Source organism: Nocardia sp. NPDC058705 (assembly GCF_042749305.1).
In the GTDB taxonomy this organism is placed as follows: Bacteria; Actinomycetota; Actinomycetes; order Mycobacteriales; family Mycobacteriaceae; genus Nocardia.
Genome location: NZ_JBHYRN010000008.1, coordinates 146,248 through 159,453 on the forward strand (window position 1 = coordinate 146,248; position 13,206 = coordinate 159,453).

9 protein-coding genes are annotated in these 13,206 nt (G+C 65.0%); 3 read left to right on the top strand and 6 right to left on the bottom strand.

The window, feature by feature from the left end; translation table 11 throughout:
• Positions 1-47 precede the first annotated feature (47 nt).
• Positions 48-737, top strand: coding sequence for a hypothetical protein (locus tag ACFW6D_RS12920; RefSeq protein WP_379327725.1), 690 nt, complete (start codon positions 48-50; stop codon positions 735-737).
• 7 nt (positions 738-744) lie between these two features.
• Here the strand turns inward: ACFW6D_RS12920 and ACFW6D_RS12925 are convergent, their stop codons facing one another.
• Positions 745-1,275 (bottom strand): CGNR zinc finger domain-containing protein, encoded by a 531-nt coding sequence (locus ACFW6D_RS12925; protein WP_379327727.1) that lies wholly within the window; start codon positions 1,273-1,275, stop codon positions 745-747.
• 38 nt (positions 1,276-1,313) lie between these two features.
• Between ACFW6D_RS12925 and ACFW6D_RS12930 the strand changes: the two genes are divergently transcribed.
• Positions 1,314-2,336, top strand: a complete 1,023-nt coding sequence (locus ACFW6D_RS12930) for a DMT family transporter (protein WP_379327729.1) — start codon at positions 1,314-1,316, stop codon at positions 2,334-2,336.
• Between the two features lie 59 nt (positions 2,337-2,395).
• Positions 2,396-2,725: a helix-turn-helix transcriptional regulator gene (locus tag ACFW6D_RS12935; protein WP_379233099.1), complete on the top strand. Its 330-nt coding sequence runs from the start codon at positions 2,396-2,398 to the stop codon at positions 2,723-2,725.
• Positions 2,726-2,771: 46 nt separating this feature from the next.
• Here the strand turns inward: ACFW6D_RS12935 and ACFW6D_RS12940 are convergent, their stop codons facing one another.
• The 5 genes from ACFW6D_RS12940 to rplL form a co-directional block, all read right to left on the bottom strand.
• Positions 2,772-3,131: a hypothetical protein gene (locus ACFW6D_RS12940; protein WP_379327731.1), complete on the bottom strand. Its 360-nt coding sequence runs from the start codon at positions 3,129-3,131 to the stop codon at positions 2,772-2,774.
• 73 nt (positions 3,132-3,204) lie between these two features.
• Positions 3,205-7,158, bottom strand: a complete 3,954-nt coding sequence (locus ACFW6D_RS12945; RefSeq protein WP_379233095.1) for a DNA-directed RNA polymerase subunit beta' — start codon at positions 7,156-7,158, stop codon at positions 3,205-3,207.
• 113 nt (positions 7,159-7,271) lie between these two features.
• Positions 7,272-10,772, bottom strand: coding sequence for a DNA-directed RNA polymerase subunit beta (locus ACFW6D_RS12950; protein ID WP_379233093.1), 3,501 nt, complete (start codon positions 10,770-10,772; stop codon positions 7,272-7,274).
• A gap of 730 nt (positions 10,773-11,502) precedes the next feature.
• Entirely contained in the window at positions 11,503-12,585 is a 1,083-nt protein-coding gene (locus ACFW6D_RS12955) for an ABC transporter ATP-binding protein (RefSeq protein ID WP_379327733.1), read from the bottom strand.
• A gap of 231 nt (positions 12,586-12,816) precedes the next feature.
• Positions 12,817-13,200: a 50S ribosomal protein L7/L12 gene (gene rplL, locus ACFW6D_RS12960; protein ID WP_379327735.1), complete on the bottom strand. Its 384-nt coding sequence runs from the start codon at positions 13,198-13,200 to the stop codon at positions 12,817-12,819.
• Positions 13,201-13,206 lie beyond the last annotated feature (6 nt).

Here is a 13,206-nt window from a genome sequence, read left to right on the forward strand (position 1 = left end):
CGGTTTCCGCTACCGTTGACACCAGGAGTCCGCACGGGTGGGTGGTGATGAGAGTGGAGTTCGACCCGCTGGCCGATATCGAACGCGCCCTGGCCGAGCAGGCCGGGTGGACGTGGTTCGACGACTACCTGCTGTACACGTGCGGGGTGGCCGATCTGCTGGCGCGCGGCGAGGTGGCGCTGATCCCGCACACGGCCACGCGGGTGCGGACCGAGCCGGGTGAAGTCGCGTTGGCCGAAGGGGCGGTCAACTGGTACACGTGGCGGCCCACCGGCAACGGGAATTGGACGCCGAGCCAGGCCGCCGTCGCCGGGCCGACTCCGATCGCGGCCGCAGCGCAGTTGGGCAACGCCGTCGTGAACCGGACCCGGCGCACCCGGGCCGTGGCCGCCGCGCAACCGCGCTGGGTGGCCGAACGCGCCGGGTCGGCGATGATCTCGGACCGGCGGCTGCACCTCACCAACCCGGATCGGTCGTTCTCGCTGTACTGGTCGGCGCTCGAGTCCATCGACCTCACCGCACCGGATCGCGTCGGCTGCCGGTTCCCCGACCGAGACGGCAAACTGCAGCAGATCCAGGTCCAGACCCCGTGGGCCGCATTGCTTTTCGTCACTGCCGCGCTGCGGCACTTTCCGCATCACCCGCTGTTGAAAACCGGCACCTGGCTACCCGCCGGGTTCGAGGACAAGTGCCATCTGGCGGGCAAGAAGTGTCCGAAAGTGCGCTCGCTCGGGTGAGACGTCCTCAGCGTTGACGTGCGCGATAGGCGGCGACGGCGTTGCGGTTTCCGCAGGTGGTGCTGCAATAGCGGCGAGAGCGGTTGCGGGACAGGTCGAGTACGAGTCCCGCGCAGTCCGCGTCGGCGCAGATCGATAGGCGACTCAGGTCGTCGGCGCGGATCAGGTCGATCATCGCCATGGCGGTTTCGACGGCGATGCGGACCGGGAGCGGGGCTTGGGGCGGGACGGCGTGCACGTGGTAGTCGACGTCGCCGTGGCGGACCAGCTGCGGCACGGCTCGGTGCTCGGCGAGGGTCTCGTTCACGAGCACGACGGCGGCATCGCGGTCGCTGGTGAGCATCGCGCGTAGTGGCACGCGCAATGCCCGGACAGCGGCCAGTTCGGCCGCGTCGCCGGTGTGGGCGCCGGTGTAGACGTGCCGGTGCAGGAACTCGGCGAGCTGAGCGGTCTCGGTGAGCGTGTCGGGGTCTTCCGCTGAGTTGACCAGCTCGACCGCCGCCAAGAGCGCCGCTTCGGTGTCATGAGCAAAAACCACGTTGACATATTACCTCAGGCTCCTTACCGTCATTAGTCATGGAGACCTTGACTCATGACGGCGCGGCCCGGATTCGAACCGGACTGTTCTTCGCGCTCGCCTCCGCGACCTCGTTCGGCATGTCGGGGCCGCTCGCGCGCGGGCTCATGGACGCGGGCTGGAGTGCGGCCGCGGTGGTCGCCGCGCGCGTGCTGCTCGCCGGAGTCGTCTTGCTGCCCTTGGCAATTCACCAGCTGCGGGGCAATTGGCAACTGGTGCGCACCAACGCGCGCCTCATCGCCGTCTACGGTCTGGTCGCCGTGGCGGGCACCCAGCTCGCCTTCTTCAACGCAGTCGCGCGCATGGAGGTCGGCACCGCGCTGCTGATCGAGTTCGCCGCACCGATCGCCATCGTCGGCTGGCTGTGGGCGCGACACCGGCAACGGCCCGGCGCGGCCACCATCGCGGGGGCCGCCCTCGGCATCACCGGCCTGATGCTGGTCCTCGACGTGCTGTCCGGGGTGTCGCTCGACCCGATCGGTATCGTGTGGGCACTGGGTTCAATGGTCGGCGCCGCCGCCTACTTCCTGCTCTCGGCCGAAGGCGGCGAACTCCCGGGCACCGTCCTCGCCGCCGGCGGCCTGCTCATCGGCGGCCTGACCTTGCTCCTCGCGGGCACCCTCGGCATCGTCCCCCTACACGCCACCACAAACCCCGCCGTCTTCGCCGATTTCACCACCCCGTGGTGGATCCCAATCCTGCTCATCGGCATCGTCACCGCCGCCATCGCCTACGTCACCGGCATCGCCGCCACCCGCCGCCTCGGCTCCCGCCTGGCCTCCTTCGTAGCCCTTACCGAAGTCCTGGCCGCCCTTATCTTCGCCTGGATCCTCCTAGCCGAAGCCCCCCGCCCGATCCAATTGCTCGGCGGCGCCTTGATCCTCATCGGCGTAATCACCGTCCGCCTCGGCGAACCCACAACCGCCCTCGGCGACCCCGAGACGCCAGCAGACACCATTGAAGAGCTAAGAACTCCTACCCAACCCGGACCCCCGAGGATCGGAACACACCCATCAATATAAGTTCTGACTTATACTCGGACGTACGCCGACTATCGCGCTGATAGCGAGAAGGAGATCCGATGACTGGCGCACGAAGCTGGCGCGAAGTGAAAGAAGAAGCTCACCGGCTGCACCCTGAGCTGGCTGACCCCAAAGTCCAGGCAGCTGCGGCAGAACAGCTAGCGGGCCGCATCGCCGGACACCACCTCAAGGAACTCCGACAGGCGGTCGGAAAGACCCAGGCCGAACTCGCGGCCGCCCTCGGCGTAAGCCAGGCGCGTATTTCCCAAATCGAGAACGGCGACCTGGCGGCCATGGAACTCGACACCCTCCGCGCCTACGCCCGAGCCCTCGGCGGGCGAGTAGACATCAGCGTCAGCGTCGGGCCACACACGGTCAAGGTCGCTTGACTCACCACGGCGTGCCATTCCAGAGGCTCCATGAATTCGATCCGAACTACCGGTCGGAGTACTCCGCTTCGGTAATGGTCAGGGTCGTGCCGGGCATCGTGATCGTGAGGAGTTCGGTCTCGGAGTCCCAGGTGGCGGCGACATCACCTGCCGGGTAGGGAATGTCGTAGAACAAACCACGATTGGGTGCGATTCCGACGTGGAGGACGTACTCGGTGGACAACAACCCTGGCGTGGTGCGGTGGTACACGCAGTACGACCGACCCTGTTTCGGTTGAGCGTGTTCCGAGCGGCAACTCACGACCACCTGGTCCGAAATCGCGTGGGCGGCAGTCTGATAGCCAGTGAACGCGATCGCCAGTACCCCGATCACCGCGAGCGCGACAACGACTATCTGAGACTTCATACCGCGACCGTACACAGAAAACGGCCCCCGCTCTCGAAAGAGCGGGGGCCGAAATCTGTTGGCTGCCTACTGCTTAGCGGTAGTCGCTGAAGCCGTAGTCATCCAGCGGCACTGCTGCGCCGGTGGAGGAGCCGAAGCTGTCCGGGGAGTAGTAGGTGTCGTCGTAGGACGGCACCGCGTACGCCGCGGCACGGGCTTCTTCGGTCGGCTGCACCGTGATGTTGCGGTAACGGTTGATACCGGTACCGGCCGGGATGAGCTTACCGATGATGACATTTTCCTTCAGGCCGATCAGCTTGTCGGAGCGGCAGTTGATGGCCGCGTCGGTCAGCACTCGGGTGGTCTCCTGGAAGGAAGCCGCCGACAGCCACGAATCAGTGGCCAGCGACGCCTTGGTGATACCCATCAGCACGGGACGGCCCGAGGCCGGCTCGCGGCCTTCGGCCACCACGCGACGGTTCGAGTTCTCGAACTCGGCACGCTCGGTGAGCGAGCCGGGCAGGAACTCGGTCGCACCCGAATCGATGATCGTCACACGACGCAGCATCTGGCGAACGATGACCTCGATGTGCTTGTCGTGGATCGACACACCCTGCGAGCGGTAGACCTCCTGGACCTCGTGGACCAGGTGGACCTGCACCTGACGGGGACCCATCACGCGCAGCACCTCGTGCGGATCGGCAGCGCCCTCGAGCAGCTGCTGACCCACCTCAACGTGGTCACCGTCGGCCAGCAGACGCTCGGAGCCGTCGTCGTGCTTGAACACCCGCAGACGCTGACGCTTCGAGAGCTTGTCGTAGACAACTTCCTCGGACCCGTCATCAGGGATGATCGTGATCTTGTAGAAGCGGTCGTCGTCCTCGAGCCGCACCCGACCCGAGACCTCCGCGATCGGCGCCTTGCCCTTGGGGACACGGGCCTCGAAGAGCTCCTGAACACGCGGCAGACCACCGGTGATGTCGTCGCCCGCGACGCCACCCTGGTGGAAGGTACGCATGGTCAGCTGGGTACCGGGCTCACCGATGGACTGGGCCGCGACGATGCCGACGGCCTCGCCGATATCGACCAGCTTGCCGGTGGCCATCGAACGGCCGTAGCAGGTGGCGCAGACGCCGGTGCCGGTGGTGCAGGTCAGCACGGAGCGGACCTTCACCTCGGTGATACCGGCCTCGAGCAGCGCCTCCAGCGCGGGGTCGCCGAGGTCGGCGCCCTTCGCCACGATGACGTTGCCCTTGGCGTCGACCGCGTCCTGCGCCAACGTACGGGCGAAGGTCGAGGTCTCGACGTGCGCGTCACGAATGATCGTGCCGTCGGCCAGCTTCTCCGCGATCGGCACCACGATGCCGCGCTCGGTGCCACAGTCCTCTTCGCGGACGATGACGTCCTGCGACACGTCCACCAGACGACGGGTCAGGTAACCCGAGTCAGCGGTACGAAGCGCGGTGTCGGCCAGACCCTTACGAGCACCGTGGGTGTTGATGAAGTACTCGAGCACGGTCAGGCCCTCACGGAACGAGGACTTGATCGGGCGCGGGATGAACTCACCCTTCGGGTTCGTCACCAGGCCCTTCATACCCGCGAGGGTACGGGTCTGGGTGAAGTTACCCGTGGCGCCGGAGTCGACGATCGTGATGATCGGGTTGTCCGGCGGGTAGTGGGTGCGCAGCGCGGCGCCCACTTCCTCGGTGGCTTCCTGCCAGATCTTGACGAGCGCGTTGTTGCGCTCGGCGTGATCGAGCGCACCACGCTGGTACTTCTTCTCGATCAGGTCCGCCATGGCCTCATAGCGTTCCATGATCTCGGGCTTCTCCGGCGGAACGAGCACGTCCGACATGGAGACGGTGACACCCGAACGCGTGGCCCAGTAGAAGCCGGCGTCCTTGAGCTTGTCGACGGTCTGCGCGACGACGATCATCGGGTAACGCTCAGCGAGATCGTTGATGATCGTGGCCTGACGCTTCTTCGGCATCGGCTCGTTGATGAACGCGTAGTCCGCCGGGAGCAGCTCGTTGAAGATCACGCGACCAAGCGTGGTCTCGGCCAGCCAGGCCTCGCCGCGCTTCCAGCCGTCCGGGAACAGCTCGTTCTCGATGTCACGCGGCGGGCGCTGCTCGGTCAGTCGCACCTTGATGGTGGACCGCACGGTCAGCTCGCCACGATCGACGGCCATCTGCGCCTCGGCGGGCGAGGAGTACACGCCGTACTCCGGCACGTCCTTGGCGCCTGCCTTGTACGTGCCCGCACCGTTCTCGTCGAGACGAGTCAGGTAGAACAGGCCCGTCACCATGTCCAGACGCGGCATCGCCAGGGGGCGACCCGACGCCGGGGACAGGATGTTGTTCGACGACAGCATCAGGATGCGTGCCTCGGCCTGCGCCTCCGCGGACAGCGGAAGGTGCACGGCCATCTGGTCACCGTCGAAGTCGGCGTTGAACGCCTCACACACGAGCGGGTGCAGCTGGATGGCCTTGCCTTCGACCAGCTGGGGCTCGAAGGCCTGGATACCAAGGCGGTGCAGGGTGGGCGCGCGGTTCAGCATCACCGGGTGCTCGGCGATGACCTCTTCGAGGACATCCCACACCTGGGCACGCTGACGCTCGACCATCCGCTTGGCGGACTTGATGTTCTGCGCGTGGTTGAGATCCACCAGACGCTTCATGACGAACGGCTTGAACAGCTCGAGCGCCATCAGCTTCGGCAGACCACACTGGTGCAGCTTGAGCTGCGGACCGACGACGATGACCGAACGGCCCGAGTAGTCGACGCGCTTGCCGAGCAGGTTCTGACGGAAACGACCCTGCTTGCCCTTGAGCAGATCGCTCAGCGACTTCAGCGGGCGGTTACCCGGTCCAGTGACCGGACGGCCACGACGGCCGTTGTCGAACAGGGCGTCGACCGACTCCTGCAGCATCCGCTTCTCGTTGTTGACGATGATCTCGGGGGCGCCGAGATCGATCAGTCGCTTGAGGCGGTTGTTGCGGTTGATCACGCGGCGGTACAGGTCGTTCAGGTCGGAGGTGGCGAAACGGCCACCGTCGAGCTGAACCATCGGACGCAGCTCCGGCGGGATCACCGGAACAGCGTCGAGCACCATGCCCATGGGCGAGTTGCCGTTGGTCTGGAAGGCCGCGACGACCTTCAGACGCTTCAGCGCGCGCAGCTTCTTCTGGCCCTTGCCGCTGCGAATGGTCTCGCGCAGCTTCTCGGCCTCGGCGTTGATGTCGAAGTTCTCCATCAGCTTCTGGATGGACTCCGCACCCATGGCGCCGGTGAAGTACTCGCCGTAACGGTCGACGAGCTCGCGGTAGAGCACCTCGTCGACGATGAGCTGCTGAACCGACAGCTTGGTGAAGGTGGTCCAGATCTCGTCGAGACGGTCCAGCTCACGCTGCGAGCGGTCGCGCAGCTGACGCATTTCGCGCTCGCCGCCGTCCTTGACCTTGCGACGCACGTCGGACTTGGCGCCCTCGGCTTCCAGCTCGGCCAGATCGGCCTCGAGCTTCTGCGCGCGGGCTTCGAGGTCGGCGTCGCGCTGATCGGCGACAGCCTTCTTCTCGACCTCCATCTCGGCTTCGAGCGTGGAGAGCTCGTTGTGACGCAGCTCCTCGTCGACACCGACGATGACGTAGGCGGCGAAGTAGATGATCTTCTCGAGATCCTTCGGCGCCAGGTCGAGCAGGTAACCCAAGCGCGACGGAACGCCCTTGAAGTACCAGATGTGGGTAACGGGAGCGGCCAGCTCGATGTGGCCCATCCGCTCACGACGCACCTTGGCGCGAGTTACCTCGACACCACAGCGCTCACAGATGATGCCCTTGAAGCGGACACGCTTGTACTTGCCGCAGTAGCACTCCCAGTCCCGGGTGGGGCCGAAGATCTTCTCGCAGAAGAGCCCGTCCTTCTCCGGCTTGAGCGTGCGGTAGTTGATGGTCTCCGGCTTCTTGACCTCGCCGTAGGACCACTGGCGGATGTCGTCGGCGGAGGCAAGGCCGATCCGGAGTTCATCGAAGAAGTTGACGTCTAGCACGTAACTTCCTTTCCCCTATTCGGGTCGAATTCGAGCAAAAGTTCACTAGTAGTCGAGCGCGGGGCGCGGGGCGGCTGCCCTTTTCCAAGGGACAGCCGCACCGCGCTTACCACCTAGTTCGCCAGATCGTCGATGGTTGCGGCTTCGTTCCTGGACAGGTTGATGCCCAGGTTCGCGGCCGCGCGCTCCAGATCCTCGTCTTCGCCGCCGCCCATCTCGATCGCGGCGCCGTCCGAAGACAGCACCTCGACGTTGAGGCACAGCGACTGGAGTTCCTTGAGGAGCACCTTGAACGACTCCGGAATGCCCGGCTCCGGAATGTTCTCGCCCTTGACGATGGCCTCGTAGACCTTCACGCGGCCGACCACGTCGTCGGACTTGATGGTCAGGAGTTCCTGCAGCGTGTACGCCGCGCCGTAGGCCTGCATGGCCCAGCACTCCATCTCACCGAAACGCTGACCACCGAACTGCGCCTTACCACCCAGCGGCTGCTGGGTGATCATCGAGTACGGACCGGTCGAACGGGCGTGGATCTTGTCGTCGACCAGGTGGTGCAGCTTCAGGATGTACATGTAACCGACCGCGACCGGGTACGGGAACGGCTCACCCGAACGACCGTCGAACAGCGTGGACTTGCCGTCGGCGTTGACCATCCGCTCACCGTCACGGTTGGGCAGGGTCGAGCCGAGCAGACCGGTCAGCTCGTCGTCCTTGGCACCGTCGAACACCGGGGTGGCGATGTTGGAATCGGCCGGAGCCGCCAGCATCTCCTCGGGCAGCGTCGCCGCCCATTCCGGGCGAGTGCCGTCCGCGGCCACGTCGATGTTCCAGCCGGCCTTACCGATCCAACCCAAGTGGGTCTCCAGGATCTGGCCGATGTTCATACGACGGGGCACACCGTGGGTGTTCAGGATGATGTCGACCGGCGTGCCGTCGGGCATGAACGGCATGTCCTCGATGGGGAGGATCTTGCCGATGACGCCCTTGTTGCCGTGGCGACCAGCGAGCTTGTCACCGTCCTGGATCTTGCGCTTCTGGGCCACGTAGACGCGGACCAGCTCGTTCACACCAGGAGGCAGATCGTCGTCGTCTTCACGCGAGAACACGCGAATGCCGATGACCTTGCCGGACTCACCGTGGGGCACCTTCAGCGAGGTGTCGCGCACTTCGCGAGCCTTCTCACCGAAGATGGCACGCAGCAGACGCTCTTCCGGGGTGAGCTCGGTCTCGCCCTTGGGCGTGACCTTGCCGACCAGGATGTCGCCGTCGCGAACCTCGGCACCGATGCGGATGATGCCGCGCTCGTCGAGGTCGGCGAGGACCTCATCGGAGACGTTCGGGATATCGCGAGTGATCTCCTCGGCACCGAGCTTGGTGTCGCGGGCATCGATCTCGTGCTCTTCGATGTGGATCGAGGTGAGAACGTCCTCTTCCACGAGGCGCTGCGACAGGATGATCGCGTCCTCGTAGTTGTGGCCTTCCCACGGCATGATCGCGACGAGCAAGTTCTTGCCCAGCGCCATCTCACCGTTCTCGGTGCAGGGGCCGTCCGCGAGGACCTGCCCCTTCTCCACCCGATCGCCCTCGTCCACGATCGGACGCTGGTTCGAGCAGGTGCCCTGGTTCGACCGGTTGAACTTGCGCATCCGGTAGGACTTGCGGCTGCCGTCGTCGGCCATCACGGTGACGTAATCGGCCGAGACCTCTTCGACGACACCGGGCTTCTCGTTGATCACGACGTCGCCCGCGTCGACGGCTGCGCGCAGCTCCATGCCGGTGCCCACGATCGGGGACTCGGAACGGATCAGCGGCACGGCCTGGCGCTGCATGTTCGCACCCATGAGGGCACGGTTGGCATCGTCGTGCTCGAGGAACGGGATCATGGCCGTCGCGACCGACACCATCTGGCGCGGCGAGATGTCCATGAAGTCGACCTGCGCCGGCGACACGAACTCGACCTCTTCGCCCTGCCGGCGAACGAGCACCTTCTCCTCGAGGAAGCGACCTTCGGCGTCGACCGGGGAGTTGGCCTGCGCGCGAACGTAGCGGTCTTCCTCGTCGGCGGTCAGGTACTTGACCACGTCGGTGACCTTGCCGTCGACAACCTTCTGGTACGGCGTCTCGATGAAGCCGAACGGGTTGACCCGCGCGTACACCGACAGCGAACCGATCAGGCCGATGTTCGGGCCTTCCGGGGTCTCGATCGGGCACATGCGGCCGTAGTGCGACGGGTGGACGTCACGAACTTCCAGACCGGCACGCTCACGGGACAGACCACCCGGGCCCAGCGCCGACAGGCGGCGCTTGTGGGTCAGACCCGACAGCGGGTTGTTCTGGTCCATGAACTGCGACAGCTGCGAAGTTCCGAAGAACTCCTTGATCGCCGCGACGACCGGGCGGATGTTGATCAGGGTCTGCGGCGTGATCGCCTCGACGTCCTGGGTCGTCATCCGCTCACGAACGACACGCTCCATGCGGGACAGGCCCACGCGGATCTGGTTCTGGATGAGCTCACCGACGGTGCGCAGACGACGGTTACCGAAGTGGTCGATGTCGTCGATCTCGACGGGGACCTCTTCACCGCCGGGGGCGGTCATCGTGCGGTCACCGGCGTGCAGACGCACCAGGTACTCGATGGTGTCGACGATGTCTTCCTTGGTGAGAACCGAGGAGGTCACCGGCTCGTGCACGTGGATGCCGAGCTTCTTGTTGATCTTGTAACGACCGACGCGGGCCAGGTCGTAGCGCTTCTCCTTGAAGAACAGGTTCTCCAGCAGAGTCTGCGCGGACTCTTTGGTCGGCGGCTCGCCCGGACGCAGCTTGCGGTAGATGTCGAGCAGCGCCTCGTCCTGGCCGGGCGTGCTGTCCTTCTCCAGGGTGGACATCATGATCTCGGAGAAGCCGAAACGCTCGACGATCTCCTCGGTCGTCCAACCCAGCGCCTTGAGCAGCACGGTGACCGGCTGCCGACGCTTGCGGTCGATACGGACACCCACGGTGTCGCGCTTGTCGACGTCGAACTCGAGCCACGCACCACGCGACGGGATGACCCGGACGCTGTGCAGGTCCTTCTCGGTGGTCTTGTCGATGTTGTGATCGAAGTAGACGCCCGGGGAACGGACCAGCTGCGAGACGACGACACGCTCGGTGCCGTTGATGATGAAGGTGCCCTTGTCGGTCATCATGGGGAAATCGCCCATGAACACCGTCTGGCTCTTGATCTCGCCGGTGTTGTTGTTGATGAACTCCGCGGTGACGAACAACGGCGCCGCGTAGGTCATGTCCTTCTCTTTGCACTCATCGATGGAGGCCTTGACCTCTTCGAAGCGCGGATCAGAGAACGACAGGGACATGGAACCGGAGAAGTCCTCGATCGGCGAGAGCTCTTCGAGCACCTCCTCGAGGCCGCCTGCGAGACCGACGTCGCCGCGAGCGGCTGCCTTCTCACGCCAGTCGGGTGTACCGACCAGCCAGGCGAACGAGTCCGTTTGTAGGTCGAGAAGTCCGGGCACCTCGAGGGGCTCACGGATCTTCGCGAATGAAACCCTCAACGGGGCTCCGGGGATACCAGCCTTGGTCTGGGTGGAGACTGCCAAGATGCGTCCTTCCAGCACCTCACGCGCGTCGCGTGGTGGTCCGCGACCGTCGCTTGTCTGCTACGAGTTCCGCTGGTTACGCACCCGATCGAAACCAGAACAAGCAGCAGCGGAAGTAACACCGGAAGGGTGGAACTTTCGTGTGCGAATCAAGGTGTGGACAGGAGGCAGCCAGCGCAACGTCCAAACTTACACCCCTAGACAAGGGAGTGTCAACATACCATCCGTGTGACCGCTCGCACGGGATAACGCGCCGAACCCTGAACGCTGGCCGCGTCGGGATTCCTCACCGCTGCGCGCCCCGCATGCCGCTCCCCCGAGCGGACCGTTCAGTCGGTGCTGCGTCCACCTTCAGGCTGGGTCCACCTCCAGCTCGAGCTGGGGTCCACCCTCAGCCGGCGCTGAGCCCTCTATTCAACTGGCGCTGAGTCCACCTTCAGCGGGCACCGGCTCTAATTTCTGCCGACGCTGGGCCTTGATCTCACTGGCGCTGTGCCCCTCAACAGCTCACGCTGTTGAGACAAGGGTGACGGTTCGCGGGCCCCTCGTCAAGTGGCGCGGGCAGGTCTGTTGCCGATGCGAGATCGCCTGGCGCGCTGGGCATCCCCCACCCGGCGCCGCGGTCATTTTACTCGCGACACGCCGTGTGCGCCAGCCGGACCGACGGCCGGTCACCGACTGTTTTCCGCCCTGTCACGCAGAAGAGCCCCGGCCGTAGGCCGAGGCTCATCCGAGGCGTAAAAGTCGCTCAGCCGTTGATCTGGCCGTGCGGAACGGTCTTGAACGTTTCGGTGGGCTGATCGCTGCCACCGTAGTTCGCCATCACCTGGGTGTCGTTGTCCGTGGAATCCAGCGACTCGCGGATCGCCACCTGCGCCGCGTGCGGCAGCGTGTGGATGATCTCGCGCACGCGCGCCTGGCGACGGAACACCGCCTGGCGAGCCGGCATGCCCGGCTCGGCCTTCATCTGCGGGATGATGCCGTCGATCTCCTCGGCGCCACCGTGGTGGTGACCGGCGTCGACGAGCGCCTGCTCGCGCGCCATCTGCGCCTCGTCCTTCTCCTCCGACATTCCGATCGGGCCGATCATGCGGCCGTTGAGGAACTGCTTGACCACCGGCTCCTCGCTGGTGAGCAGCACCTCACGGGGGCCGAACATCACCAGGTTGCGGCGGAAGAGCATGCCGATGTTGTCCGGCACGGTACGGGCCAGGTTGATGTTGTGCGTCACGATCAGGATCGTGGCGTCGATCTGCGCGTTGATGTTGAGCAGCAGCTGCGCCAGGTACGAGGTACGCACCGGGTCCAGGCCCGAGTCGGGCTCGTCGACGAGGATGATCTGCGGGTCGAGGACCAGCGCGCGGGCCAGACCGGCGCGCTTGCGCATACCGCCGGAGATCTCGCCGGGCAGCTTGCCCTCGGCGCCGAGCAGACCGGTCAGCTCGAGCTTCTCCATGACGACCTGGCGGATCTGCGATTCCGTCTTCTTCGTGTGCTCACGAAGCGGGAAGGCGATGTTGTCGTACAAATTCATCGAGCCGAACAGTGCGCCGTCCTGGAAAAGGACGCCGAACAGTTTGCGGATCTCGTAGAGCTCCTTGTTGGAGCAAGTGGTGATATCGGTGCCATCGATGAAGATGGACCCGCGCTCAGGCCGCAGCAGACCGATGAGCGACTTCAGGAACACCGACTTACCCGTACCCGATGGGCCGAGCAACGCACTGACCTCACCCGAAGGGAGCGTGATCGACACGTCCTGCCAAATTCGCTGTGAACCGAAGGATTTTGTTACTCCCTCGGTCCTGACCTCGACGCCCACTGCTACCTCCATTGATCCCTGCGAGCACCCCACCCGCGTTCCCGCGCGCTCACATCACGGCGGTGCGCTACGACTCTGTGGGTCCGGTCACTGTAACCCATCAGTGAGACGGGGCACACCCCTACATGACTGAAGAGTAACCTGCGGCGGTTCCCACAACCCGGAACACTTTCGCATGTCCGGGATAAATAGCAAACGGGCGGCCCTGAAGGACCGCCCGTTCACAAAGCACAGGATTCCGAATTACTTGACGGAAACCTTGGCGCCGGCCTCTTCGAGCTTGGCCTTGGCAGCCTCGGCGGCGTCCTTGGCGACCTTCTCCAGGATCGGCTTCGGGGCGCCCTCGACCAGGTCCTTGGCTTCCTTCAGGCCCAGGCCCGAGACGATCTCACGGACCACCTTGATGACCTGGATCTTCTTGTCGCCGGCACCCTCGAGGATGACGTCGAACTCGTCCTGCTCCTCAGCGGCCTCGGCCGGGGCAGCGCCACCCTGCTGCGCGACGGCGACGGGGGCAGCAGCGGTGACCTCGAACTTGTCCTCGAACGCCTTGACGAAGGAGGAGAGCTCCAGCAGGGTCATCTCGGAGAAAACGTCGAGCAGCTCTTCAGTGGACAGCTTGGCCATGATTTG

Bases quoted from the DNA above. Each gene is read 5' to 3' on its own strand.
- ACFW6D_RS12920 (WP_379327725.1), top strand. From the start codon at position 48: ATGAGAGTGGAGTTCGACCCGCTGGCCGATATCGAACGCGCCCTGGCC.
- ACFW6D_RS12930 (WP_379327729.1), top strand. From the start codon at position 1,314: ATGGAGACCTTGACTCATGACGGCGCGGCCCGGATTCGAACCGGACTG.
- ACFW6D_RS12935 (WP_379233099.1), top strand. From the start codon at position 2,396: ATGACTGGCGCACGAAGCTGGCGCGAAGTGAAAGAAGAAGCTCACCGG.
- ACFW6D_RS12940 (WP_379327731.1), bottom strand. From the start codon at position 3,131: ATGAAGTCTCAGATAGTCGTTGTCGCGCTCGCGGTGATCGGGGTACTG.
- ACFW6D_RS12955 (WP_379327733.1), bottom strand. From the start codon at position 12,585: ATGGAGGTAGCAGTGGGCGTCGAGGTCAGGACCGAGGGAGTAACAAAA.
- rplL (WP_379327735.1), bottom strand. From the start codon at position 13,200: ATGGCCAAGCTGTCCACTGAAGAGCTGCTCGACGTTTTCTCCGAGATG.